The following is a 26,568-nucleotide window of genomic DNA, read 5'->3' on the forward strand; positions in this document are numbered from 1 at the left end:
ACTCGACGCAAACTAAGAGCCACGAATTAACCGGCTAACAAGAAAACGATATTCCAAGGAGCGCAGCGTGAGCGAAGTGGTCAAGCTCGAGTCCCATGACATCGTCGGTATCGTCACCGTCGACAGTCCGCCCGTCAATGCGCTGAGTGCCGCGGTCCGCGGCGGCATTCTGGAATGCGTCAAGGCCGCCGTTGCCGATCCCAAGATCAAGGCCATCGTGCTGACCTGTGCTGGTCGCACCTTCATCGCCGGCGCCGACATCACCGAGTTCGGCAAGCCGCCGAAGCCGCCGGCGCTGAACGATGTCTTGAGCACAATCGAGAACAGCCCGAAGCCGGTGATTGCCGCGATCCACGGCACCGCGCTCGGCGGCGGGCTCGAAGTGGCGCTTGCTTGTCATTATCGGGTGGCGACCAAGGAGGCCAAGCTCGGCCTGCCCGAAGTGAAGCTTGGCCTGTTGCCGGGCGCGGGCGGAACCCAGCGGCTGCCGCGCGCCGTGGGTCCCGAGCTTGCGGTCAAGATGATCGTCGGCGGCGATCCGATCGGTGCGGCAGAAGCGCACAAGGCCGGCCTGATCGAGGAGATCGTCGAGGGCCCGGCCGCCGGCGGCGAGGCCTTCGCGCGCAAGCTGGTGGCGGAGGGGCGGCCGTTGCGCAAGCTGCGCGACGATGACTCCAAGCTCGCGGCTGCCAAGGCCGATCGTTCGATCTTCACCAACGCGGTGGCAGCGCTCACCAAGAAGGCGCGCGGGCTGGAGGCGCCGTTCGCCGCCGCGGACGCGGTCGGCTATGCGATCGATCTGCCGTTCGACGAAGGTTTGCGCAAGGAGCGCCAGGATTTCCTCCGCCTGCTCACCAGCGATCAGTCCAAGGCGCAGCGTCATGCCTTCTTCGCCGAGCGCGAGGCGGCGAAGATCGCCGGCGTGCCCGAGGGGACGAAGTCGCGCCCGGTGGCGCAGGTCGCGATCATCGGCGCCGGCACCATGGGCGGCGGCATTGCGATGTCTTTTGCCAATGCCGGCGTTCCCGTCACCCTGGTCGAGACCGGCGAGGAGCAGCTCAAGCGTGGCCTCGGCATCATGCAGAAGAACTGGGAGGCGACGGCCGCGCGCGGCGGCATCCCGGCGGATGCGCCCGCCAAGCGCATGGCGCTGATCACTGGCGTGGTCGGCCTCGAGAACGTGAAGGACGCCGACCTCGTCATCGAGGCGGTGTTCGAGACCATGGCGGTCAAGAAGGAGGTGTTCGGCAAGCTCGATCAGTTTGCCAAGCCGGGCGCCGTGCTCGCCACCAACACCTCTTATCTCAACATCGATGAGATCGCCAAGCAGACCAGCCGGCCGCAGGACGTGCTCGGCATGCACTTCTTCTCGCCTGCCAACGTGATGAAGCTGTGCGAGATCGTGCGCGCCGAGAAGACCGCGTCGGACGCGCTGGTCACGGCGGTGTCGATTGCGCGCAAGATCGCCAAGGTGCCGGTCGTGGTCGGCGTCTGCGACGGCTTCGTCGGCAACCGCATGCTGGCGCAGCGCGGCAAGCAGGCCGAGAAGCTGCTGTTCGAGGGCGCATTGCCGCAGCAGGTCGACGCCGTCGTCACAAAATTCGGCATGCCGATGGGTCCGTTCGCGATGGGCGATCTCGCCGGCCTCGATATCGGTTGGCGCTCGCGTAAGGACCGCGGCATCAAGAGCGAGATCGCGGATGCGCTGTGCGAAGCCGGGCGCTTCGGCCAGAAGACCGGCAAGGGCTACTACAAATATGAAGCGGGCTCCCGTGCGCCACTGCCCGACCCCGAGGTCGAGAAGCTGATCGACGAGACGCTGGCGCGGCTCGGCCGCAAGAAGCGCGCCGTCAGTGACGAGGAGATCCTCGAGCGCATGATGTATCCGATGATCAATGAGGGAGCGAAGATCCTCGCCGAAGGCATCGCGGCGCGCCCCTCGGACATCGACGTGGTCTGGCTCTATGGCTATGGCTGGCCGATCTACCGCGGCGGCCCGATGTACTGGGCCGACACGGTGGGCTTGAAGCACATCGCCGATCGCCTCGCCGTCTACGCCAAGGAGACGAATGATCCCTCGCTCGAGCCGGCGCCGCTTCTGAAGAAGCTGGCCGACGAAGGCCGAAGCTTCGCCTCGCTCGCGGCCGAGTCGAAGGCGGCTTGATGGAGGTCAGTCCTCTCCGCTCGTCATTCCGGGCTCGTGCTCCGCGCGCGCCGGAATGACGACCTCATTCTTGATTTCTGGCTCGGCATTTCATGACTCACCCCGGTGAACAATTCTATCCCGCAGGCGTCCGTTGGGACGAGCCGATCACGCGTGGTACGCTGCCTGATCTGCTCGCCCAGGCCGTGTGCGATTATGATGATCAGGTTGCGATCGAATTCCGCGACCGCTCGATCAGTTTCCGGCAGCTCCAGGCGCTGGTCGAGCAGGCGGCTTCCGCTTTCCTGCGTGCCGGTTACGGCAAGGGCAGCTCCGTCGCGCTGTTCCTCGGCAATACGCCGGATCATCCGATCAACTTCTTCGGCGCGCTCAAGGCCGGCGCGCGCGTCGTGCATCTGTCTCCGCTCGACGGCGAGATCGCGCTGTCGCACAAGCTGAAGGATTCCGGCGCGCGGGTGCTGGTCACCTCCAACCTCGCCGCGCTGCTGCCGACCGCGCTGAAGTTTCTCGAGAAGGGCCTGCTCGACCGGCTGATCGTCTGCGAGGACGATCATTGGGGCAAGGTCGGGACGCCGCAAGCGCCATTGCCCGATCATGCGGCCGTGGTCACGCATCGGGCTTTCGTCGAGGGCGCGGGCTCGCCGGCGCAGTGGCCCGCGGTCTCGCCGGACGATATCGCGCTTCTGCAATATACTGGCGGCACAACCGGTCTGCCGAAGGGCGCGATGCTGACCCACGGCAATCTCACGGCCGCGGTGTCGATCTACGAGGTCTGGGGCCGGCCGGCGCGCGCCGAGCGCAATGCGCGCGAACGCGTCATCTGCGTGCTGCCGCTGTTTCATATCTACGCGCTGACCGTGGTGCTGCTGTCGTCGCTGCGCCTCGGCAATCTGATCTCGCTGCATCAGCGGTTCGACGTCGAGGCCGTGATGCGCGACATTGAGGTCAAGCGCGCGACCTATTTTCCCGGCGTGCCGACGATGTGGATCGCGATCGCGAACCTGCCCGATCTCGACAAGCGCGACCTGTCGTCGCTTACGTCGGCGGGCTCCGGCGGTGCGCCGCTGCCGGTCGAGGTCGCCCGCATCTTCGAGCGCAAGGTCGGCATGAAGTTGCGTAGCGGCTGGGGCATGACCGAGACCTGCTCGCCGGGCACCGGTCATCCCAAGGACGGGCCGGACAAGCCCGGCTCGATCGGGCTGATGCTGCCGGGGATCGAGATGGACGTGGTGTCGCTCGACGATCCCACCAGGGTGCTCGGTGTCGGCGAGGTCGGAGAAATCCGGATCAAGGGACCGAACGTCACCAACGGGTATTGGAACCGGCCGCAGGAGACGGCGGAAGCCTTCGTCGGGGATCGCTTCCTGACCGGCGACATCGGCTATATCGACGCCGACGGCTATTTCTTCCTGGTCGACCGCAAGAAGGACATGATCATCTCCGGCGGCTTCAACGTCTATCCGCAGATGATTGAGCAGGCGATCTACACCCACCCGGCGGTGCAGGAGGTGATCGTGATCGGCATTCCCGATGCCTATCGTGGCGAGGCCGCCAAGGCCTTCATCAAGCTGCGCGACGGGGCCGAGCCGTTCTCGATCGATGATCTCCGCAGCTTTCTGACCGGCAAGCTCGGCAAGCACGAGCTGCCGGCGGCGGTTGCGTTCGTCGACGAACTGCCGCGGACGCCGGTCGGCAAGCTGTCGCGCCACGAACTGCGTCAGCAGCAACCTTCAACCATCCAAACCCAACAACATCAGCAACAACAATAGGAGAGGTCGTCCATGACCGATGCCGTCATCGTTTCCACCGCCCGCACCCCGATCGGCAAGGCCTATCGCGGCGCGCTCAATGCCACCGGGGGCGCTACGCTGCTCGGCCATGCCATCGGCGAAGCCGTCAAGCGGGCCAAGATCGATCCGGCCGAGGTCGAGGACGTCGTGATGGGCGCCGCCCTGCAGCAGGGCTCCACCGGCGGCAACATCGCGCGCAAGGCGCTGCTCCGCGCCGGCCTGCCGGTCTCGGTCGGCGGCACCACGATCGATCGGCAATGCGCCTCCGGCCTGCAGGCGATCGCGCTCGCGGCGCGCTCGGTGATCTTCGACGGTGTCGAGATCGCGGTCGGTGGTGGCGGCGAGTCGATCTCGCTGGTGCAGAACGACAAGATGAACGCCTTCCAGGCCACCGATCCCGCGCTGCTCGAGATCAAGGGCGATGTCTACATGCCGATGATCGACACCGCGGAGATCGTCGCCAAGCGCTACGGCATTTCGCGCGAGCGGCAGGATGAATATGCCCTGGAAAGCCAGCGTCGCACCGCCGCCGCGCAGCAGGGCGGCAAGTTCAGCGACGAAGTGGCGCCGATCACGACCAAGATGGCGGTGACTGACAAAGCGACCGGCAACGTCTCCTTCAAGGACGTCACGTTGTCGCAGGATGAAGGTCCGCGCCCCGAAACCACAGCCGAAGGCCTCGCCGGCCTGAAGGCCGTGCGCGGCGACGGCTTCAGCGTCACCGCCGGCAATGCCAGCCAGCTCTCCGACGGTGCATCGGCCTGCGTCATCATGAGCGATGCGGAAGCGGCCAAGCGTGGCCTGCAGCCGCTCGGCATTTTCCGCGGCTTCGTCGCGCATGGCTGCGAGCCCGACGAGATGGGCATCGGGCCGGTGTTCGCGGTGCCGCGGCTTCTGAAGCGCCATGGCCTCACTGTCGACGACATCGGTCTCTGGGAATTGAACGAGGCTTTCGCGGTGCAGGTGATCTATTGCCGCGACAGGCTCGGCATCGATCCCGAGAAGATCAACGTCAATGGCGGCGCCATCGCGGTCGGCCATCCTTATGGAATGTCGGGCGCGCGGCTCACGGGCCATGCGCTGATCGAAGGCCGCCGCCGCAAGGCAAAGTATGCGGTCGTCACCATGTGTGTCGGCGGCGGCATGGGCGCGGCCGGCCTGTTCGAGGTGCTGCAGTAAAGAACAGCTGTCGTCCCGGGCGAGCCCCGGCAGCGCGAAGCGCTGTCCGGAGCGCAGTCCCGGGACCCATACGCCGCAGCGGTGCTCGAGGCAGTTCTGGCTGACGCCTTTGGTCGCGACTGAGGCCGGTGGTTATGGGGTCCCCGCTTTCGCGGGGACGACAGAAGAGCAAGACGAGCTAGATGGATACTTAGGGAGGATCCAATGGATCTCGCATTCACGAAGGAAGAGCAGGCGTTCCGCGAGGAAGTCCGGCAGTTCTTCAAGGACAACGTGCCACCGGAGACCCGGCGCAAGATGATCGAGGGCCGCCATCTGTCGAAGGACGAGATGGTGACCTGGTGGCGCATCCTCAACAAGAAGGGCTGGGGCGTCTCGCACTGGCCGGAGGAATATGGCGGCACCGGCTGGACCTCGGTGCAGCACTACATCTTCAACGAGGAGCTGCAGGCCTATCCGGCGCCGCAGCCACTCGCCTTCGGCGTGTCGATGGTCGGTCCTGTCATCTACACCTTCGGCAACGAGGAGCAGAAGAAGAAGTATCTGCCGCGCATCGCCAATGTCGATGACTGGTGGTGCCAGGGCTTCTCCGAGCCGGGCTCGGGATCCGACCTCGCTTCGCTCAAGACCAAGGCCGAGCGCAAAGGCGACAAGTGGATCATCAACGGCCAGAAGACCTGGACCACTCTCGCGCAATATGCCGACATGATCTTCTGTCTCTGCCGCACCGATCCGAGCGCGAAGAAGCAGATGGGCATCTCCTTCATCGTGTTCAGCATGAAGTCGAAGGGCGTCACCGTCCGTCCGATCCAGACCATCGATGGCGGCCATGAGGTCAACGAGGTGTTCTTCGACGACGTCGAGGTGCCATACGAGAACCTGATCGGCGAGGAGAACAAGGGCTGGGACTACGCCAAGTTCCTGCTCGGCAATGAGCGCACCGGGATCGCCCGCGTCGGCGTTTCCAAGGAGCGCATTCGCCGCATCAAGGAACTCGCCGCCAAGGTCGAGGCCGGCGGCCGGCCGATCCTCGAAGATCCCGCCTTCCGGGAGAAGCTCACCGCCTGCGAGATCGAGCTGAAGGCGCTTGAACTCACTCAGCTCCGCGTCGTGGCCGATGAAGGCAAGCACGGCAAGGGCAAGCCGAACCCGGCCTCCTCGGTGCTGAAGATCAAGGGTTCGGAGATCCAGCAGACCACCACCGAGCTTCTGATGGAAGTGATCGGCCCGTTCGCGGCGCCTTACGACGTCCATGGCGACGAGGATTCCAACGAGACCATGGATTGGACCGCGCAGATCGCGCCGAGCTACTTCAACAACCGCAAGGTTTCGATCTATGGCGGCTCGAACGAGATCCAACGCAACATCATCTCGAAGGCGGTGCTGGGGCTGTGATGCTCTCCTGTCATTCCGGGGCGCCGCGTGAGCGGCGAGCCCGGAATCCATAACCACCATCGTGAGTATGGATTCCGGGCCCGCGCCTTGCGGCGCGTCCCGGAATGACGCCGACGATGAATTCCGGGTACAAGGATACACAACATGGATTTTGATCTGTCCGAGGAGCAGCGGCTCCTGAAAGAAAGCATCGACGGCCTGCTGGCGGATGCCTACGAATTCGACAAGCGCAAGACCTACATGAAGGAGAAAGGCGGCTGGAGCCGGGCGATCTGGTCCAAGCTCGCCGAGCAGGGGTTGCTCGGCCTGCCGTTCTCTGAAAACGACGGCGGCTTCGGGGCCGGCGGCGTCGACACCATGATCGTGATGGAGGCGATGGGCCGCTCGCTCGTGCTCGAGCCTTATCTTGCCACGGTTGTCATCGCCGGCGGCTTCCTCCGTCATGGCGGTTCGGCCGCGCAGAAGGAAGCGCATCTGCCGGGGATCATCGACGGCAGCAAGACCTTTGCCTTCGCGCAGCTCGAGAAGCAGTCGCGCTATGATCTGTTCGATGTGACGACGTCGGCCAAGAGGGAGGGCGACGGCTGGATCATCGACGGCGAAAAATTCGTCGTGCTCAACGGCGAGAATGCGGACACCTTGGTCGTCATCGCGCGCACGGCAGGCGCGCAGCGCGACAAGAGCGGCGTCGGCGTCTTCATCGTGCCGGCCGATGCGAAGGGCGTTACCAGGAAGGGTTATCCGACCCAGGATGGCCTGCATGCCGCCGACATCACTTTCACCGGCGTCGAGGTCGGCGCAGACGCAGCGATCGGCGACCCCGAGAACGCGCTGCCGCTGATCGAGCGCGTCGCGGATGAGGCGCGCGTTGCGCTCTGCGCGGAGGCGGTCGGCTTGATGGATGAATCGCTCAAGACCACGGTCGAGTACATCAAGACCCGCAAGCAGTTCGGCGTCGCCATCGGCTCGTTCCAGGCGTTGCAACACCGTGCCGCCGACATGTTCGTTGCGCTGGAGCAGGCGCGGTCGATGTCGATGTTCGCGACCATGGCAAGCGATTTCGAGGACGCCAAGGAGCGCGCAACCGCGATCGCGGCGGCAAAGGTGCAGGTCGGCAAATCGGCCAAGTTCGTCGGCCAGCAGTCGATCCAGCTCCATGGCGGCATCGGCATGACGATGGAGGCCAAGATCGGCCATTACTTCAAGCGGCTGTCGATGATCGAGACCACCTTGGGTGATACCGACTATCACCAGCGGCGCGTGGCTGAAGCGGGCGGCCTGATCTAGGCCGGAGCGTTATTGCGAGGAGCGAAGCGACGAAGCAATCCAGAGCCTTGACGTCGGCTCTGGATTGCGTCGCTTCGCTCGCAATGACGAAGGAGAGAGCACTGTCATGAAGAACATCCCCTTCGATCTCACAGGACAGGTCGCCGTCATCACCGGCTCGAGCCGCGGCATCGGCCGTGCCTCTGCCGAATTGCTGGCGCAACTCGGCGCAAAAGTCGTGATCTCCAGCCGCAAGGCGGATGCCTGTGAAGAGGTCGCGGCCGGCATTCGCTCGCGCGGCGGCGATGCCCATGTCATCGCCTGCAACATCGCGCGCCGGCCCGAGGTCGATGCGCTGATCGACGGCGCGGTCAAGCATTACGGCCAGGTCGACATCCTCGTCTGCAACGCGGCGGTGAATCCCTATTATGGCCCGCTGCTCGACATCAGCGACGAGGCCTTCGACAAGATCATGGCCTCGAACGTCAAGAGCAATCTGTGGCTCTGCGCCAAGGCGATCCCGCCGATGGCCGCGCGGGCTAAGGGCTCGGTCATCATCGTGTCCTCGATCGGTGGCTTGCGCGGTTCGACCGTGATCGGCGCCTACGGCATCTCGAAAGCCGCGGATTTCGCGCTCTGCCGCAGCCTTGCCGGCGAATGGGGACCGCAGGGCGTGCGGATCAATTGCGTCGCGCCCGGCCTGATCAAGACCGACTTTGCCCGCGCGCTGTGGGAGGACGAAGAGCGGCTCAAGCAGCGCTGCGCCACCACGCCGCTGCGCCGCATCGGCGAGCCGCATGAGATCGCTGGCGCGGTCGCCTATCTCGCCTCGGATGCCTCGACCTTCATGACCGGCCAGACCATCGTGGTCGACGGCGGCGTGACCACGGCTGCGGTCTAGGCACTCTCGTCGCCGAGCGGCAGCGCGGCGCACGGTCTTTACCCTCCGTCTCTCGGCAAGACGATCGCATATGGCGCAAACTGGACCGGGGCCTCATGGTTCTCCCGGCGATGCGTAGCATCGTCCGGAGACGCGCCGCATGCGGCGCTCCTCACCATGAGGGTCTGCCATTTTGCTCAAAAACAAGCGCTCGTCCTGAGGAGCTCGCCGGAGGCGAGCGTCTCGAAGGACGGCCGCGGGAGAGATCGTCGGCCGAGTTTTTCCCCATATGCGATCGCCCTGCCCCTCTTGGGGAGGGGGCGTCGCACATGCGGGCTCCACCTTGACCTCGCGCTCCTGATCCGCTTGCTTGTCGGCCCAACGTCGTCAACCATTCTGTCGGGAAGAAACCCCCATGTCTTTCGTGCTGGCCATCGATCAGGGCACCACGTCCTCGCGCGCGATGGTGTTCCGCTCCGACATCTCGATTGCCGCTGTCGCGCAGCAGGAATTCCCGCAGCATTTTCCGGCCTCCGGCTGGGTCGAGCACGAGCCGGAGGACATCTGGACCTCGACCGTCATGACCTGTCGCGACGCGCTGGAGCGCGCCGGTCTTGCGGCGAAGGACATCGCCGCGATCGGCATCACCAACCAGCGCGAGACCACCGTGGTTTGGGATCGCGCCACGGGGCAGGCGGTGCATCGGGCCATCGTCTGGCAGGATCGCCGTACCGCCGACATCTGCGCGAGGCTGAAGGCCGAAGGCCTCGAGCCGATCATCTCGCAGAAAACGGGCCTGATCATCGATCCCTATTTCTCGGGCACCAAGGTGGCCTGGATTCTCGACCACGTGCCCGGTGCGCGCGAGCGCGCCGAACGCGGTGAGCTCATGTTCGGCACGGTTGACTGCTATTTGTTGTGGCGGCTCACCGGCGGCAAGGTCCACGCGACCGACGCCACCAATGCCTCACGCACGCTGCTGTTCAATATCCACAGCGGCGAATGGGACGATGAGCTGCTCTCCATCCTGCGCGTGCCGCGCTCGATGCTCCCGGAGGTGAAGGATTCGTCGGCGCATTTCGGCGAGACGGTGCCGGAACTGTTCGGCGGATCGATCGCGATTTCCGGCATCGCCGGCGATCAGCAGGCTGCCACGATCGGCCAGGCCTGCTTCACGCCGGGTATGATGAAATCGACCTACGGCACCGGCTGCTTCGCGCTGCTCAACACCGGCAGCACGCCGGTCGTCTCCAAGAACAAGCTGCTCACCACCATCGCCTATCAGCTCAATGGTGAACGCACTTACGCGCTGGAAGGCTCGATCTTTGTGGCGGGCTCGGCCGTGCAATGGCTGCGCGATGGCCTCGGGATCATCAAGCACGCCGCCGAGACCGGCCCGCTCGCCGACCAGTCGGATTCGCTGCAGAGCGTCTATCTCGTGCCCGCCTTCGTCGGCATGGGCGCGCCGTACTGGAATCCGCGCGTGCGTGGTGCGCTGTTCGGGCTGACCCGCAACACCGGTCCGGCGGAGCTGGCGCATGCAGTGCTCGAGAGCGTCTGCTACCAGACCTACGATCTGTGGGCGGCGATGCGCGCCGACTGGCCGGATGCTGACGCCGCGACCATCGTGCTGCGCGTCGACGGCGGCATGACGGCCTCGGACTGGACCATGCAGCGCCTGGCCGATCTGCTCGATGCGCCCGTCGATCGTCCGATGATCCAGGAGACCACAGCGCTTGGCGCCGCCTATCTCGCCGGCCTCAAGGCAGGCGTCTATCCGGAGCCGGAGAAGTTCGCCGACAATTGGCGGCTCGAACATCGCTTCAGGCCGGTGATGAGCGCCGCCACCCGCGCGCGCAAGCTCGCCGGCTGGGCGCGTGCGGTGAAGGGCGTGCTGGCGAGCGACGAGGGGGAATAAAGCCTGAGGCGAGAGGCTCGCCTCAGGCTGCGTGCTGAAACCTCACTGCGACGCAGTCTCCTTCTGGAAATACACGTCGACCTTCATGCCCGTCACCAGCGGGCCGGGCTCGTTCAGGTCGATCAGCACTTCCACCACGTCGACATCGGTCAGGTTACGCTGGCTGAGCGTGGCGTTGCGTCCCTGCTCGACCAATGGTGCGACCGAGGCGACCTTGCCAGCCATGTCGCGGCCGCGGAAGGCGGCGGAGCGCACCACCACGGTTTGCCCGGTCTTGATCTTGTCGATGTCGCGCTCGTCCGCCTCGGCGCGTACCCGCAAGGCGGAGACATCGCCCAGCAGCGCCAGCGGCGGCGTGGCCGATGGCGACGCCAATTCTCCGCGCCGGGCATTGACCTGCAGGACGGTGCCGGCGGTCGGCGCGCGGATGGTCAGCTTTTGCAATCCGGCCCGGGCCGCCTGCAGATTGGCGAGCGACACGCTGTATTCGCCTTCCGACACCGTCGGTAACGGCGCCTCGTCGGTGGCGCGGCGCAGCTCGTCATTTTGCTGCGAAAGCCTCGCCTCGGCGCGGGTCAGTCCCGTACGGGCGGCGTCGACATCCGCGTTGGTCTGGCCGGCGCGCTTGTCGGCACTCGTCTTGTCGAACAGGGCTCTCGCCTCGTAGACCGCGGTCTCGGCGTCGGCGACAGCATCTTCGGCGCGGCGCCGCGTGGCGGATGATGACGGCGCCTCCTTGTTGCGCACGCGCTTGCGCATGTCGACCTGGGCTTCGGCGGAGGCCAGTTGCGCCCGCGCCTCGCTGTCGTTCAATCGGATCAGCGGCTCGTCTGCTGCGACCGTGTCGCCCGCCTTGACCAGCACCTTGTCGATCACGCCGATCACGGGGGCGGCGAGCTTGACGGTGCCCGACACCGGCTCGACCCGTCCTGGGGCCACCGCCAGCCAATTCTTGTCGGCCGGTTCGTTGCCCGCGGCTTGCGCCGGCGCGCCCGGGCCGATGCAGGCCAGCGGCACCGTCACGATAACCGCATAGAGCACGGCAAGAAGAGCAGCCTTGCTTGTGGTGTTGGTCTTGCTGCCGTTGGACGCGATCATGAGTTCGATACTCTCTTGGCTGGGCTTGTGGGCTCGCCTTCGATGATCCGGCCGTCTTCGATATGAATGATGCGGTTGGCGAACGGCAGGATGCGTGGATCGTGGGTGACGACGAGCACCGCGCGCGAGCGGTCCTTGGCGATGTCGGCGAGCAAGGTCATGATGGCCTGGCCGTTCTCGGCATCGAGCGCGCCGGTCGGCTCGTCCGCCAGGATCGCCCGTGTGTTTCCGACGATCGCCCGCGCGATCGCGACCCGTTGCTGCTCGCCGCCGCTGAGTTGAAGCGGGAAGGATTTCCGCTTGTGGGCAAGGCCGACCATGGCCAGCGCGTCCCGTGCCGCCTTCACCGCGGTTCGCGAGGATTGCCCGCGGACATCGAGGGCGAGGCGGATGTTCTCCTCGGCGGTCAGCGTCGGAAACAGATGGTAGGATTGGAAGACGAAGCCGATGTGATCGCGCCGCAGCTTGGCCAGCGCCTCCGCATCGGCGCCGCTGATCGATTGGCCGCCGATCCGGACGCTCCCGCTCGCCGGCGTCATCAGACATCCGAGGATCGAGAGCAGCGTCGTCTTGCCGCTGCCCGAAGGGCCCATCAGCAGCACCAGCTCGCCGCCGTCTAACGACAGGCTCACACCCTTCAGCGCCTGCACGCGACCGGCCCCCTGTCCGAGGAACTGCACGATGTTATCAGCCTCGAGGAGCGGCTCGGTCATCGCGTGAACACCAGGGTGGGGTCGATGCGCATGACCTGGACGATCGCGGCCACGCCGGATCCGACGCACATGACGACGGTCAGGAGCAGAAGACCCAGCGTCAATGTCGGCGTCATGACGATGGGCAGCGCCGATTCGGCGGTCATCCTGACCACGACCGCACTGACGCCCGCTGCGCCGCAAAATCCGATGATGGCGCTGAGCAGCGCCTGCCAGATGATCACCGTGTAGATGTAGCTGCTGGACGATCCGATGGCGCGCAAGGTTGCGAACTCGTTCAGGTGATCCTTGGTGCTTGAATACAGCGTCTGGGCAACGATCACGGTGCCGACGATGAAGCCCAGCAGGGCGCCTGCGAACAGCGCGGCGCCGGCGCCGGTTCCGAATAGCCAGAACGACCTGCTGCGGTTGCGAAATTCGCCCGCGGTCAGGACCTCCACGTCGGAAAGGCTTGCGCGCAAATCCTGTCTGACCCGGTTGATGTCGGCCTCGGGAGACAGCCGCACCAGGAGATAAGACGCCTTTTGCTGCGATGTTCCAGTGTAGGCGCGTGCGCGATTGACATCGGTGAAGACATAGGGCGTCGTCGTGAACGAGCGGATGCCCCTGGTCACCGCCGCCACCTGCACGGCCTGATCGCGAATTTCGGCGTTTTCGCCCGGTCCCCTGACGCCGAGCCGATCGAAATAGGATTGGTCGATGGCCACGGCGCCGGGAATTGCGAGGTCGTCGGTGCGGCCGGCGACCACGTTCCACGGATGCAATCCCAGCCCTTGCAGTTCGGAACCGACCACGAAGACAGGTGTCGTGGTGCCATTGGGCAGCCGCCACTGGGCGTAACCGATCACAAGGGGAGCGGCTTCGACCACGCCGTCGATCGCCAGCGCTCGAAATCGCTGACGTTCGTCCAGCAGCGACGGATCCTCGAAACATTTGGTGCCGGCCGGCACGATCCAAAGATTGGCTGCCGAATGATCGATCATGGTAGTGACCGTGCGCCGGAAGCCGACATAGAGGCCCATCTGCAGCGTCACGAGCACGATGGAAAAGACGATGCCGACGATCGTCGCCACGAATCTCAGCCGGTCATGAAACAGGTTTCGGGAAGCGAGCCTGAATCTCAGCGACATGGACTGCGAACCATCGATTTTGATCCATTTCATCCGTTTCGGGAAATGAAGTCCACGTCGAAGCGTTGCACTGTGGAAGTCACCGGCACCATCGGGGATGGCGCGGTGGGAGGGCGGCTGGGGCGCAGCCAGAGTCGATCAACGCCATCGATTGGCCGTTTCCATGGCAGGGCAGACCAATTTTGGAACGGCTGCGCTGATAGGCCTCAGCATAATCGCCGGAGCGGGATCGCACCGCTGGGGCGACGGTCTTCCAAACACGGAAGTGAGATGCGATCGCGTTTCCGGCACTCATGAACGGACTGCTTCGCATTCCAGCCAAGCTCCCTGTCATAGTCCATCGCTCCGATAACAGATGATATCGTCGGTGAAACTCGTTTCAATGGCACGAGGAGGTGACATTCATGTTCTTGATCGGCCAATACGACTCGCCCTTCGTCCGCCGCAGCGCGATCGCGCTGAAGCTTTACGGCCTTCCGTTCGAGCATCGGCCGTGGTCCACCTTCGGGGACGCCGACAAGATCGCACAATACAATCCGTTGCTGCGGGTACCGGTGCTGGTACTCGACAGCGGCGAAGCGCTGATCGATTCCGCTGCGATCCTCGACCATCTCGACGAAACCGTCGGGCCGGAGAGGGCGATGCTGGCGAGCCGCGGCGCCGATCGGCGGAGGCAGCTGCGCACGGTCGCGCTGGCGACGGGTCTCGGCGACAAGGCGGTCAGCCTGGTCTATGAGCGCGTGCTGCGCAAGGACCAGCTGAAGCTATGGGTCGAGCGTTGCGAGGCGCAGATCGCAGGTGTGCTCGCGGCGTTGGAGACGGAGCGCGCATCGGTCACGACGCCGTGGTGGTATGGCGAACGCATCGGTCACGCCGATATCGCGGTGGCCTGTGTGCTGCGCTTCACCACTGAGGCGCATCCGCATCTGTTCGATGGCAGCCGCTATCCGGCGCTGGCGGCGCACGCAGCCCGCTGCGAGGCCCTGCCGGCGTTTTGCGAGATCGTGCAGCCGCTCGTGCCGCCGAGCGGGGATTGACGACTCCGGAGGCTGCTGCAAGCTCGATCTGATCCTTCCTTGGCCGGAGGGACACCGCGCCTGCCTTTGCGAGCAGGCAGGCAAGCGGCCTACATCTTCCGCCGCATCGCCTCCGGCGTATCCGGTTGCGCCAGCGGATGTGCAGCCGCGAAGGCCGGCAGCGCCATCGCGGTTTCGAAGATGCGCGTCACGGTCGGATAGGGCGCCATATCGATGCTCTGGTTCATCGCGAAGGTGACGTGGCCGACCAGGCAGATGTCGGCGATCGTCGGCCCCTCGCCATGCGCGTAAGACCCGGTCGCGGGATGATCGGCGAGCTGCGCCTCCAAGGCGCTTAACGTCTCGGCCGCCCAGTGCCGCAGCCATGCCGCCTTCTGCTCGTTGCTGATCTTGAGCGTCTCGGTCAGATAACGCTGGACGCGCGGCACGGTCAGCGGATGGGCATCGCAGGCGACCATCGCAGCAAGCCCGCGCACGCGGGCGCGACCGGCGGCGTCAGCGGGCAGCAGTGCCGGCGCGGGATAGGTCTCTTCGAGATATTCGAGGATCGCGAGCGACTGGAGCAGCACGGTGCCGTCGTCGAGCACCAGCGAAGGCAGCGCCATCTGCGGATTGACACCGGCGTAGTCGTTGCCGCGATGCTCCTGCTTGTCGATGTCGACGAACACGACGTCGTGCGCCACGTTCTTGATATTGAGCGCAATGCGCACCCGAAAACTCGCCAGCGATCGCCAGAAGGAATAGAATTTCATGGATGTGCCTCGTCCGATCGAGCCAGGCAGGAGAGACTATGCGAGTTGTTACGGCTCGCGATAGTAATAAGACTGTCATCGCCCGCGACGGCCGGCGATCCAGTATTCCGAGACGGTGGTGATCGGTCGAGAGGCTGCGCGTGCTGGATGCCTCGCTTGAAGCGGGGCATGACAGCACAGGGCGGAGCTGCGGCCTTGGGGTCTGGCGGATGATGCGAAGAACTAATTACTTCGCGCCGACCGCTTTCTTGCGCCAGGCGAGATGCGCGGCACAGGTGCACCCTTGCGGATGCGAGGCGAGGCCGTTCGCGGCGCTTGCTGCGGCTTCGTCGTTGGCGGCAACGGGCGCGGCGGCTCCGGATGGGGCGGCAGCTGCGGCGGCGCTGTTCGAACCTGCGACCTGCGATGGGATGTAGTTGAGGATCGGCGCCAGCCAGCGCTCGATCTCGGCCACGCTCATGCCCTTGCGCGCGGCGTAATCCTCGACTTGGTCGCGCTCGATCTTGCCGACGCCGAAATAGAAGCTTTCGGGATGCGAAAAATAAAGTCCCGACACCGACGAACCCGGCCACATCGCGAAGCTCTCGGTCAGCTTGACCCCGGCATTCCTCTCCGCGTCCAGCAGCTCGAACAGCGTCGCCTTCTCGGTGTGATCGGGCTGCGCGGGATAGCCCGGCGCGGGGCGGATGCCCTGATACTTCTCCAATATCAGTTCGTCATTCGAGAGAGCTTCGTCCGGCGCATAGGCCCAGAACTCGCGCCTGACGCGCGCGTGCATGCGCTCGGCAAAGGCTTCGGCGAGCCGGTCGGCCAGCGCCTTGACCAGGATCGAGGAGTAGTCGTCATTGGCGTTCTTGAAGCGGTCGGCAACCACGTCTTCGCCGATCCCCGCAGTGACGACGAAGCCGCCGATATAATCGGGCACGCCGGAGGCGGCCGGCGCGATGAAGTCGGACAGCGCAGTGTTGAAGCGTCCTTCGCGCTTCTCGAGCTGCTGGCGCAGCGTGTGCAGCGTCGTGATCGGCTTGGCACGGCTCTCGTCGGCATAAAGCACGATGTCGTCGCCGACGGCGTTCGCCGCCCAGAAGCCGATCGCGGTGCGCGCGGTGAACCACTTCTCCTTGACGATGCGGTCCAGCATTTTTCGCGCATCGTCATAGAGCGCGCCTGCGGCCTCGCCGACCTTGGCGTCATCGAGAATGGCGGGGAAGCGGCCGGCGAGCTCCCAGGTCTGGAAGAACGGCGTCCAGTCGATATAGGGCACGAGCTCGGCGATGTCGTAATCGGCAAAGCTCTTCACGCCCAGGAAGGTCGGCTTCACCGGCCGCGCCTTGACAAAGTCGATCTTCGGCGCGTTGGCGCGGGCATGAGCGAGCGACAGCCGCCTCTTGTCGGCCTGGCCGCGCAGATGCGCGGCCGCGATCTTCTCATACTCGCTGCGGACATCGGCCGCATAGGCGACCTTCCGCTCGGGCGACAAAAGCGAGGAGGCGACGCCGACCGCGCGGCTGGCGTCATTGACATGGACGACCGGACCATTGCGATAATTCGGGTCGATCTTCACAGCCGTGTGCACGCGGCTGGTCGTCGCGCCGCCGATCAGCAGCGGTACGTTCAGGTTCTGCCGCTCCATCTCCGAGGCGAGATAAGCCATCTCGTCCAGCGAGGGCGTGATCAGGCCCGACAGCCCGACGATGTCGGCCTTCTCGGCCTTGGCGGTCTCGATGATTTTCGCCGCCGGCACCATCACGCCGAGATCGATCACCTCGAAATTGTTGCACTGGAGCACGATGCCGACGATGTTCTTGCCGATGTCGTGCACGTCGCCCTTCACGGTCGCGAGCACGATCTTGCCGGCGTTGGAGCGTTCGGCGGCAACGCCCTTGTTGGCAGCCTTCTCGGCCTCCATGAATGGCATCAGATAGGCCACAGCCTGCTTCATGACGCGGGCAGATTTGACGACCTGCGGCAGGAACATCTTGCCGTCGCCGAAGAGGTCGCCGACCACGTTCATGCCGGCCATCAGCGGGCCTTCGATCACGTCGAGCGGACGGGTTGCTGCCGCGCGCGCCTCTTCGGTGTCCTGTTCGATGAACTCGGTGATGCCGTGCACCAGCGCGTGGCTGAGGCGCTTGTCGACCGGCCACTCGCGCCAGGCGAGATCGGCCTCCTTGGTCTGCTTGCCTTGCCCGCGGAATTTCTCGGCCAGCGCCAGCAAGCGCTCGGCGGCGCCGGGGTCGCGGTTGAGCACGACGTCCTCGCAAACCTGGCGCAGCTCGGGATCGATGTCGTCATAGACGATCATCTGCCCGGCATTGACGATGCCCATGTCCATGCCGGCCTTGATGGCATGATACAGGAACACCGAATGCATCGCTTCGCGCACCGGCTCATTGCCGCGGAACGAGAAGGACAGGTTGGAGACGCCGCCCGAGACATGCGCATGCGGCAGGTTCTGCCTGATCCAGCGCGTGGCTTCGATGAAGTCGACGCCGTAATTATTGTGCTCCTCGATGCCGGTGGCGATCGCGAAGATGTTGGGATCGAAGATGATATCTTCCGGCGGGAAGCCGATGGTCTCGGTCAGAATCTTGTAAGCTCGGGCGCAGATCTCGGTCTTGCGCTGATAGGTGTCGGCCTGACCTGTCTCGTCGAACGCCATCACGACGACGGCGGCGCCGTGGCGGCGAGCGATCTTGGCCTCATGAATGAACTTCTCCTCGCCCTCTTTCAGCGAGATCGAGTTCACCACCGGCTTGCCTTGGACGCATTTCAGCCCGGCCTCGATCACGTGGAATTTCGAGGAATCGACCATGACGGGCACGCGGGCGATGTCCGGCTCGGCCGCGACGAGATTGAGGAAAGTCCGCATCGCGGCTTCCGAATCCAACAGGCCCTCGTCCATGTTGACGTCGATGACCTGAGCGCCGTTATTGACCTGGTCGCGGGCGACCTGAAGCGCCGCGGTGTAGTCGCCGGCGGTGATCAGCTTGCGGAATTTCGCCGAGCCGGTGACGTTGGTACGCTCGCCGACATTGACGAACGGGATGGCGGGCGTCAGCTCGAACGGCTCGAGGCCGGACAGCCGCAGCCGCGGTGGGATCTCGGGCACCACGCGCGGCTTGTGCGGAGCGACCGCGGCGGCGATGGCTGCAATATGGTCCGGCGTGGTGCCGCAGCAGCCGCCAACGATGTTGACGAGGCCGTCGCGGGCGAACTCGCCGATCAGCCGCGCCATGTAGTCCGGCGTCTCGTCGTAATGGCCGAACTCGTTGGGCAGGCCGGCGTTCGGATAGGCGCAGACCAGCGTGCCGGCGACGCGGCCGATATCGGCGATATGGGCGCGCAGATCCTCGGCGCCGAGCGCGCAGTTGAAGCCGATCGTGACCGGCTTGGCATGCCGCACCGAATTCCAGAACGCCTCCGGCAACTGGCCCGACAGCAGGCGGCCGGACTTGTCGGTGATGGTGCCGGAGATCATAACCGGCACATCGATGCCGCGTTCATCGCAGAGCTCGGCGATGGCATAGAGCGCGGCCTTGGCATTGAGCGTGTCGAAGATGGTCTCGACCAGCAGGAGGTCGGCGCCGCCGTCCAGCAGCCCGCGTGCCTGTTCGCCATAGGCCAGCCGCAAATCGTCGAAGGTCACGGCGCGGTAGCCGGGATTGGCGACATCGGGCGAGATCGAGGCGGTACGGTTGGTCGGGCCCATGGCGCCGGCGACGAAACGCGGCTTGCCGTCCTCGGCCGATACGCGTTGCGCGGCGTTGCGCGCCAGACGCGCGCCCTCGCGGTTCAGCTCATAGATGATGTCGCTGAGGTCGTAATCGGCTTGCGCGATCGACGTGGCAGAGAAGGTGTTGGTGGCGACGATGTCGGCGCCGGCACGCAAGTAGGCGGCGTGGATGTCCTCGATCGCGTCAGGCTGCGTCAGGATCAACAGGTCGTTGTTGCCACGGAGGTCGCGATGGAAGTCCTTGAAGCGTTCGCCGCGGAAGGCGGCCTCGTCGAACTGCAGCGCCTGGATCATCGTGCCCATGGCGCCGTCGAGGATCAGAATGCGCTCGCGGGCGGCGGCAAGAAAGGCGGTGCGCTTTGCGGATTCCTTGGGAGAGGTCGGAACGGACATCAGGCGGCGACTTTCTTGGCGAGCTTCGGGCGGATGCCGAGCAGATGGCTGATCGCGAACACGAGGTCGGCGCGGTTCATGGTGTAGAAATGGAAGGTGTCGACGCCCTGCTTGGCGAGCTTTTGCACCTGGCCGGCCGCGACGGTCGCCGCGACCAGCTTGCGCGTTTCAGGATCGTCATCGAGGCCGTCGAACTTTTCCGCAAGCCAGTCCGGCACGGTGGTGCCGGCCCGGGTGACGAAGCCGCGCGCCTGCTTGAAATTGTGCATCGGCATGATGCCCGGCACGATCGGGATATCGATGCCGCGGGCGCGAACGCGATCGAGGTAGCGGAGATAGAGGTCGTTGTCGAAGAACACCTGGGTGATCGCGCGCGTCGCGCCGGCATCGACCTTTGCTTTCAGCATGTCGATATCGGCATCGAAGGTCGGGCTCTCCGGATGCTTCTCTGGATAGGCCGAGACCGAGATCTCGATGTCGGGATGGCGCCGCTTGATGCCGGCGATCAGTTCCGGCGAGGTCTGATAGCCGTCGGCATGGGTGTAATAGAGCGTACCGATGCCGCCGGGTGGATCGCCGCGCAACGCCACGATGTGGCGGACGCCCACTTCGTAATAGCGGTCGACGATTTCATCGATCTCGCCGCGGGATGCGCCGACGCAGGTGAGATGCGCGGCAGGCAGCAGGCTGGTTTCCTTCAGGATGCGGGCGATGGTGGCGTGCGTGCGCTCACGGGTCGAGCCGCCCGCGCCATAGGTTACCGACACGAAGTTCGGCTCGAGCGGCGCCAGCCGCTCTATCGAAGCCCACAGCGTCTTCTCCATCTCCCCGGTCTTCGGCGGGAAGAACTCGAACGAGATCCTTGGCCGTGGCAGCCCGGCATGTCCGTTCGAGATCGGCGTCGTAAGCTCGGTCATGGCAGCGCAGACTCCGGATTCCGCGTAAATGTCAGATCAAGAGCCCCACACCGGCTCGCTGGGGAGGTAAGATAGGCGAAACGCATTGCAGCAAATAGCCCACCGGACGTGGGAAATTGCCCACGATATTCTTTTCTTTTGGTGTAGATTGAAGATCTGTAGCTTAGCTAGTTGGGCAAAAAGTGAGTATTTTTGAGCGAGTTTGGCTCAATTTCGCCGAATCTAGCAGATTGCGGCTAACTTTATCGTTGGGCAAAATTGCACGGTTTATGTATACAACAAAGAATGTCCCACTGTACTCCTGCCGAGCTATCCTAGCGCCACAGCCCTGACCCGTGGGACGGCCCTCTTTGTCGGGCGCCCGCTGCCCACTACCTTACCGGCTCACGCGCGCGAGTTTTTGAGCCATGATCCCGCTTTCAGTCCTCGACCTCTCCGTCACCACCACCGCGACCAAGCCGGCCGCGGCGCTCCGCAACAGCATCGATCTGGCGCGGTATGTCGATGAGCTTGGTTACGTCCGCTATTGGCTCGCCGAGCACCACAGCTTGGCTTCGGTCGCGAGCCCGGCGCCGGACGTGATGATCGGGCAGATCGCGGCGGTCACGAAGCGCATCCGGGTGGGCTCCGGCGGGGTGATGCTGCCCAACCACGCGCCGCTGGTCGTGGCCGAGCGCTTCAAGATGCTGGAGGCGCTGTTTCCCGGCCGTATCGATTTGGGCCTCGGCCGCGCGCCCGGCACCGACGGCACGACGGCTTACGCGCTGCGCAGCCGGCTCGACCGCCGCGAGGGCGACGACTTCCTGGAGCGGCTGCACGAATTGACCTTGTGGGAGACGCGCGAATTTCCCGCCGGCCATCCCTATCACAAGGTGATCGCGATGCCGGACGACACCCCGCTGCCGCCGATCTGGCTGCTCGGCTCCAGCGACTATTCGAGCGAGCTCGCCGCACAGGTCGGGATGGGTTTTGCCTTCGCGCATCATTTCGCCAGCCATGACGCGATCACGGCGATGACGAATTATCGCGCCCGTTTTCAGCCGTCGCGCTGGCGCAGCGAGCCGCATGCGATCCTGGCCGTGGCCGTCGTGACCGCGGACACCGACGCGGAGGCGGAGCGGCTGGCGTCATCCATGGATCTGAATCGTCTCAGGCGCGACCGCGGCGAATATCTGCCGCTGCCGAGCCCGGAGGAGGCCGCGGCCTATCCGTATACGGAGGCCGAGCGCGCCTCGATCGCGCGTAACCGCTCGCGGCTGTTCGTCGGCTCGCCGGCGACGGTGCGGGCCAAGCTCGATCCGATGATCGCGACGAGCCAGGCGGATGAGCTGATGGTGATCACCGCCGTGTTCGACCACGAGGCGCGCAAGCGCTCCTACCGCCTGCTGGCGGAGGCCTTCGGATTGGAGAAGGCCGCGGCGTGATGGCCGAACTCACAGTCATTCCGGGGCGAGGCCGTAGGCCTCGAACCCGGAATCCCGATCTGTTGCAAAAGAATGCAAGCCAAGCTCGAGATTCCGGGCTCGCGCATCGCATGCGCGCCCCGGAATGACGGGCTGGTGTCTATCAGCGGAGCATCACTCCATCCGCTCGCTGAAGGTCGCCCGGAACGGATGCGCAGGGTAGACGCCGATGATGCGGAATTCGCGCGAGAAGAATTTCAATTCCTCCAGCGCAAAGGCGAGCCCCTTGTCCTCGGGGTGGCCGTCGACGTCGGCGTAGAATTGCGTGGCGAAGAAATTGCCGTCGACCATGTAGCTTTCGAGCTTGGTCATGTTGACGCCGTTGGTGGCGAAGCCACCGAGCGCCTTGTACAGCGCTGCGGGGAGGTTGCGGACGCGGAAGACGAAGGTGGTGACCAGAGGACCGGAGTTCTGCTCGGCCCATTGCGGCTCGCGCGCCAGCACCACGAAACGGGTGGTGTTGTGGGCCTCGTCCTCGACGTCCTCGGCGAGGATGTCGAGGCCATAGATCTCGGCGGCGAGCCGTGAGGCGATCGCGGCGGCGCTCTTGTCGCCGCGCTGGGCGATGATGCGGGCGCTTCCGGCGGTGTCGCCGGCCACGATCGGCTTGATGCCGAGCTGGCGGATGATGCGGCGGCACTGGCCGAGCGCATGGACGTGGCTTTCGACCGTCTTGATGTCGGCGAGCTTGGCGCCCTTGATGCCCATCAGCTGATGGCGGATCGGCAGAAACCATTCGCCGATGATGTAGAGGCCCGAGGCCGGCAGCAAATGATGGATGTCGGCGACCCGGCCCGCGACCGAATTCTCGATCGGGATCATGCCGAGATCGGCCTCGCCGGAGGAGATCGCGGACAGCGCGTCCTCGAAGGTGGCGTAGGGGGCTGCTTCGGCGCTCGGATAGGCTTCGGAAATGGCGATGTGGGAATTGGCTCCCGGCTCGCCCTGGAACGCGATTTTCAGGATCTTGCTCATGAGGGGCCTTCTAACAGCTCAAGCCTTGGACAGCAGCCGCCGCGCGGTTTCGAGATCGGCCGGGGTATCGACGCCCCGCGGTACCGCGTCGACGATCGTGATGTCGATCCGCATGCCGGCTTCGAGCGCCCGGAGCTGCTCCAGCTTTTCCTGCTGTTCGAGCGCGGAAGGCGGCAGGCTGACGAAGCGCTCCAGCGCCGCGCGGCGATAGGCGTAGAGGCCGATATGATGGTAGCGGGGTCCCTCGCCATGGGGCGCGGTGGCCCGGGTGAAATAGAGCGCGCGCAGCCGGCGGCCGCCCAGCGGCGAGCCGACCGCTTTCACGACGTTGGGGTTGAGGCTCTCTTCCTCGGTATGGATCTGCGCCGCCAGCGTTGCGATGTCGACGGCCGGGTCGGCCAATGGCGGCAGCACATCGCGGATGTTCTGCGGGTCGATGGTGGGGAAATCGCCTTGCAGGTTCACCACGATCTCGGCTTGACGCTCGGGGTCGAGCTTGCACAGCGCCTCGTAGACCCGGTCCGAGCCCGAGGGATGATCGGGCCTGGTCATCACCACCTCGCCGCCTTCGGCCGTCACGGCTGCCGCGATCTCAGGCGTGTCGGTCGCCACCGCCACGCGGCCGATGGCAGCCTCTTGGGCACGCCGGAGCACGTGCACGATCATCGGCAGCCCGCCGATATCCATCAGCGGCTTGCCCGGCAGACGGGTCGAGGCCATGCGAGCGGGGATCAGCACCAAGGTGCGGGAATCGGTCATTCTGAAACGGCAGGTCGGAAAGGGTCGCAACATGCGGTCCGGCTTGGTGGAGGGCCGAACGACGGGCCGCTTATACGGGTTGCCAGAGCACGGGCAAACCGATATCTCACTTCTGCCGAAGGGGGCGGCGCGAAGGCTCGATTCCTTGTCGGCGACCATTGGCCGCGACTGCGGCCCAACGATGAAATTTGCCCGCGGAGCCTGACGCCACAATGGACTCCTTCGAACTCAATAAGATTCTCGGGGCCGTGCTGGCCACCTGTCTCGTTCTGCTCGTGACGAGCTTCACCGCCAATGCGCTGTTTGCGCCCAAACTGCCGGAAAAGCCGGGCTTCGAGATTGCCGTCAAGGAGACCGCAGGCGGGGCTAAGGAAGCCGCGGCTCCCGCTGCGGCCGAGCCGATCGAGAAGCTGCTGCAGACCGCTTCGGTCCAGAAGGGTGAAGCGGCGGCCAAGAAGTGCGCGGCCTGTCACACTTTCGAGAAGAACGGCCCCAATCGCGTCGGTCCGAACCTTTACGGTATCGTCGGCGATCACAAGGGTGAAGGCCGCAACGGCTTCAACTTCTCGGCGGCCATGAAGGCCAAGGGCGGCACCTGGACCATCGACGACCTCAACCAGTTCATCGCCAACCCCAAGGGCTTCGTCCCGGGCACCGTGATGGGGTTTGCCGGCGTCCAGAAGGACAGCGAGCGGGCCGACGTGCTCGCCTATCTCAACTCGCTGTCGGACAACCCGGCGCCGCTGCCCACCGCGGCCAAGTAATCCCTCGCGTGGACCTTCCCGCATCCAGTGACGTTGACGGCCAGGCCTTGCCTGGCCGTTTTCGTATCGGAGAGGCTTCGGGGCGGTTTGGGACCTTTCGCCGCAGCGGCCCCGTTCACAACCTGATATCATGAGGAAAAAGCAACGTTATTTGCCGAATCCTTGCCGTATATTGCGCTCTGAATGGAACCCGGACCGGATCATCGGACTGTGTTTTCCGGACTGACGAAGCTCACTACACTGGAGCGCAATGCCGGTTGACCGCGATCCCCTCGCGTGTCGGCCAAGGCTCTCTGCATAAGGCTCTCTGCAAAGGACCCCTCATTTGGCGATTACCCGACGACAGCTTCTCAAGAGCAGCGCCTTGGCCGCGATGACCCCGGCGCTCGGGGCCACCGCGAGCCTTCCGGCCTTCACCACCGCGGCTCAGGCCCAATCGGCCAGCGAGCCTGCCTGGCGCCACGCGCTGTCCCTGTTCGGTGACGTCAAATATCCGCCCGACTTCAAGCGGTTCGACTATGTCAATCCGGACGCGCCGAAAGGCGGCGTGGTGCGGCTGGCGCCGGTCGGAACGTTCGACAATTTCAATCCGGTCATCGCCGGCGTGAAGGGCTCGATCGCTGTCGGCACAGGCTACATCTACGAGAGTTTGACGGCACGATCTCTCGACGAGCCGGCCACCGAGTACGGATTGCTGGCCGAAGCGGCGCAGCATCCCGACGACTTCTCCTGGGTCATCTACCGGCTGCGCGCCGACGCCAAATGGAACGACGGAAAGCCCGTCACGCCGGCCGACGTGATCTTCTCGCTGCAGTCCTTCAAGACCTTCCACCCGCGCTACAGCGCCTACTACAAGCATGTCGTCGGCGCCGAGGCCATCGGCGAGCGCGACGTGAAGTTCACCTTCGATGCTCCGGGCAATCGCGAACTGCCCCAGATCGTCGGTGAGCTGACGGTCCTGCCGAAACATTGGTGGGAAGGCACTGACAGCAACGGTCGGAAGCGCGACATCTCCGCGACTACGCTGGAGCCGCCGCTCGGATCCGGTCCGTATCGCGTCAAGGAATTCGATGCCGGACGTTCCATCGTGCTCCAGCGGGTCGAGAATTATTGGGGACGCGATCTGAACGTCAATGTCGGGCGGTTCAACTTCGAGACCTATCGCTACGACTACGTGCGGGACAGTGGGGTGGCACTGGTGGCATTCAAGGGCGACCAATGCGATTGGCGAACTGAGAGCTCCGCGAAGGATTGGGCGACGGCCTACGACTTCCCGGCAGCCAAGGACAAGCGCGTAGTGCTGGAGGAGTTTCCAAACCGCAGCTCCGGCGTGATGCAGGCATTCGTGCCGAACATCCGTCGCGATCAGTTCAAGGATCCGCGTGTCCGTCGGGCGCTCAATTTCGCGTTCGATTTCGAGGAGATGAACAAGCAGCTCTTCTACGGCGCTTATAAGCGGATATCGAGCTACTTCGACGGGACGGAGCTTGCATCTTCGGGGCTTCCGCAAGGGCGTGAGCTGGAAATTCTGGAAACGGTCCGCGCCGAGGTGCCGGCAGAGGTGTTTACGACCGAATACAGCAATCCCGTGGGCGGTAGCCCCGAGGCTGTCAGGCGCAACCTGCTGGAGGCCCAGCGCCTCTTGAAGGAGGCGGGCTATGAGATACGGGAGCGCAAGCTCATCAGCGCCAAGACCGGTCAGCCCCTGAGTATCGAGCTGCTCACTCTGACCGAAAGTCCGGCCTATGAGCGGGTCGCGCTGTTCTACAAACCCTCGCTCGAGCGGCTCGGCTGTTCGGTTTCTGTCCGCGCCGTCGACGCGATCCAGTACGAAAATCGCCTGCGCAATCGTGATTTCGACGTGCTGGCCATCCACTCCTGGGGCGAGTCGCTGTCGCCCGGCAACGAGCAGCGCGAATATTGGGGGTCGCAGGCGGCCGACTCCAACGGTTCGGAGAATTACATCGGCATCAAGAATCCGGCCGTCGACAAGCTGATCGACCAGGTGATCTACGCCAAGAGCCGCGACGACCTGATCGCATCGACGCGCGCGCTCGATCGCGTGCTGTTGTGGAACCACTACGTGGTCCCGCAATGGAACTACCCGAAGGTGCGGACCGCGCGATGGGATAGGTTCGGCCATCCCGAGAAGCTTCCCAAGTATGGCTTGTCCGGTTTTCCGGATATCTGGTGGTGGGACGCCGACAAGGCCGCGAAGACGGGTGGTCGCTCTTGAGCC

General features: G+C 64.7%; 19 protein-coding genes. 11 read left to right on the top strand and 8 right to left on the bottom strand.

The features are described from left to right. Positions 1–67: 67 nt before the first annotated feature. The 7 genes from QXZ85_RS24770 to glpK all read left to right on the top strand — a co-directional run bounded on the left by QXZ85_RS24770 (position 68) and on the right by glpK (position 10,592). Positions 68–2,164, top strand: a complete 2,097-nt coding sequence (locus QXZ85_RS24770) for a 3-hydroxyacyl-CoA dehydrogenase NAD-binding domain-containing protein (protein WP_315702902.1) — start codon at positions 68–70, stop codon at positions 2,162–2,164. A gap of 92 nt (positions 2,165–2,256) precedes the next feature. Next, entirely contained in the window at positions 2,257–3,933 is a 1,677-nt protein-coding gene (gene pimA, locus QXZ85_RS24775) for a dicarboxylate--CoA ligase PimA (protein ID WP_315768779.1), read from the top strand. A gap of 12 nt (positions 3,934–3,945) precedes the next feature. Continuing rightward, positions 3,946–5,133: an acetyl-CoA C-acyltransferase gene (locus tag QXZ85_RS24780; RefSeq protein ID WP_315702904.1), complete on the top strand. Its 1,188-nt coding sequence runs from the start codon at positions 3,946–3,948 to the stop codon at positions 5,131–5,133. Positions 5,134–5,337: 204 nt separating this feature from the next. Continuing rightward, positions 5,338–6,528, top strand: coding sequence for a pimeloyl-CoA dehydrogenase large subunit (pimC, locus tag QXZ85_RS24785; protein WP_315728224.1), 1,191 nt, complete (start codon positions 5,338–5,340; stop codon positions 6,526–6,528). Positions 6,529–6,672: 144 nt separating this feature from the next. Continuing rightward, the gene (gene pimD / locus QXZ85_RS24790; protein WP_315766122.1) at positions 6,673–7,815 is read left to right on the top strand and encodes a pimeloyl-CoA dehydrogenase small subunit; all 1,143 of its coding nucleotides are present in this window, start codon (positions 6,673–6,675) and stop codon (positions 7,813–7,815) included. 106 nt (positions 7,816–7,921) lie between these two features. Continuing rightward, positions 7,922–8,695, top strand: coding sequence for an SDR family oxidoreductase (locus QXZ85_RS24795; protein WP_315702907.1), 774 nt, complete (start codon positions 7,922–7,924; stop codon positions 8,693–8,695). A gap of 394 nt (positions 8,696–9,089) precedes the next feature. Further along, positions 9,090–10,592, top strand: a complete 1,503-nt coding sequence (gene glpK, locus QXZ85_RS24800; RefSeq protein ID WP_315702908.1) for a glycerol kinase GlpK — start codon at positions 9,090–9,092, stop codon at positions 10,590–10,592. Positions 10,593–10,634: 42 nt separating this feature from the next. Here glpK and QXZ85_RS24805 read toward each other — a convergent pair whose 3' ends face one another. From QXZ85_RS24805 to QXZ85_RS24815, 3 genes are read right to left on the bottom strand one after another with little or no spacing between them, the layout of a single operon-like run. Continuing rightward, positions 10,635–11,690 (bottom strand): HlyD family secretion protein, encoded by a 1,056-nt coding sequence (locus QXZ85_RS24805; protein ID WP_315766123.1) that lies wholly within the window; start codon positions 11,688–11,690, stop codon positions 10,635–10,637. Further along, positions 11,687–12,403 (bottom strand): ABC transporter ATP-binding protein, encoded by a 717-nt coding sequence (locus tag QXZ85_RS24810; RefSeq protein WP_315702910.1) that lies wholly within the window; start codon positions 12,401–12,403, stop codon positions 11,687–11,689. Before QXZ85_RS24810 ends, QXZ85_RS24805 begins: the two co-directional genes overlap by 4 nt. Beyond that, complete coding sequence (locus QXZ85_RS24815; protein ID WP_315702911.1) at positions 12,400–13,533, bottom strand: ABC transporter permease; 1,134 nt, start codon at positions 13,531–13,533, stop codon at positions 12,400–12,402. The genes QXZ85_RS24810 and QXZ85_RS24815 overlap by 4 nt, the downstream gene beginning before the upstream one ends. 404 nt (positions 13,534–13,937) lie before the next feature. Here QXZ85_RS24815 and QXZ85_RS24820 point away from each other — a divergent pair, with 404 nt between their 5' ends. Further along, positions 13,938–14,570: a glutathione S-transferase family protein gene (locus QXZ85_RS24820; protein WP_315745415.1), complete on the top strand. Its 633-nt coding sequence runs from the start codon at positions 13,938–13,940 to the stop codon at positions 14,568–14,570. Positions 14,571–14,659: 89 nt separating this feature from the next. Here the strand turns inward: QXZ85_RS24820 and maiA are convergent, their stop codons facing one another. From maiA to metF, 3 genes are all read right to left on the bottom strand, one after another. Then, positions 14,660–15,322 carry a maleylacetoacetate isomerase gene (gene maiA, locus QXZ85_RS24825; RefSeq protein WP_315702913.1) on the bottom strand — a complete coding sequence of 221 codons (663 nt, stop codon included), beginning with the start codon at positions 15,320–15,322 and terminating at the stop codon, positions 14,660–14,662. Between the two features lie 226 nt (positions 15,323–15,548). After that, the gene (gene metH / locus QXZ85_RS24830; protein ID WP_316175006.1) at positions 15,549–19,451 is read right to left on the bottom strand and encodes a methionine synthase; all 3,903 of its coding nucleotides are present in this window, start codon (positions 19,449–19,451) and stop codon (positions 15,549–15,551) included. Continuing rightward, entirely contained in the window at positions 19,451–20,368 is a 918-nt protein-coding gene (gene metF / locus QXZ85_RS24835; protein ID WP_316175004.1) for a methylenetetrahydrofolate reductase [NAD(P)H], read from the bottom strand. The genes metH and metF overlap by 1 nt, the downstream gene beginning before the upstream one ends. 407 nt (positions 20,369–20,775) lie before the next feature. On the opposite strand from metF, the gene QXZ85_RS24840 reads away from it, so the two are divergent. After that, positions 20,776–21,792, top strand: a complete 1,017-nt coding sequence (locus tag QXZ85_RS24840; protein ID WP_316175002.1) for an LLM class flavin-dependent oxidoreductase — start codon at positions 20,776–20,778, stop codon at positions 21,790–21,792. A 153-nt stretch (positions 21,793–21,945) separates the two neighbouring features. Here QXZ85_RS24840 and QXZ85_RS24845 read toward each other — a convergent pair whose 3' ends face one another. Then, positions 21,946–22,806, bottom strand: a complete 861-nt coding sequence (locus QXZ85_RS24845; protein WP_316175000.1) for a prephenate dehydratase — start codon at positions 22,804–22,806, stop codon at positions 21,946–21,948. Between the two features lie 18 nt (positions 22,807–22,824). Then, the gene (locus QXZ85_RS24850) at positions 22,825–23,565 is read right to left on the bottom strand and encodes a 3-deoxy-manno-octulosonate cytidylyltransferase (protein ID WP_316174998.1); all 741 of its coding nucleotides are present in this window, start codon (positions 23,563–23,565) and stop codon (positions 22,825–22,827) included. 212 nt (positions 23,566–23,777) lie between these two features. Here QXZ85_RS24850 and QXZ85_RS24855 point away from each other — a divergent pair, with 212 nt between their 5' ends. Both QXZ85_RS24855 and QXZ85_RS24860 read left to right on the top strand, forming a co-directional pair. Further along, positions 23,778–24,329, top strand: a complete 552-nt coding sequence (locus QXZ85_RS24855) for a c-type cytochrome (protein ID WP_315768784.1) — start codon at positions 23,778–23,780, stop codon at positions 24,327–24,329. 325 nt (positions 24,330–24,654) lie between these two features. Next, entirely contained in the window at positions 24,655–26,565 is a 1,911-nt protein-coding gene (locus QXZ85_RS24860) for an extracellular solute-binding protein (RefSeq protein ID WP_316174995.1), read from the top strand. Positions 26,566–26,568 lie beyond the last annotated feature (3 nt).

It is taken from the genome of Bradyrhizobium sp. SZCCHNGR1005, from assembly GCF_032489995.1.
In the GTDB taxonomy this organism is placed as follows: Bacteria; Pseudomonadota; Alphaproteobacteria; order Rhizobiales; family Xanthobacteraceae; genus Bradyrhizobium.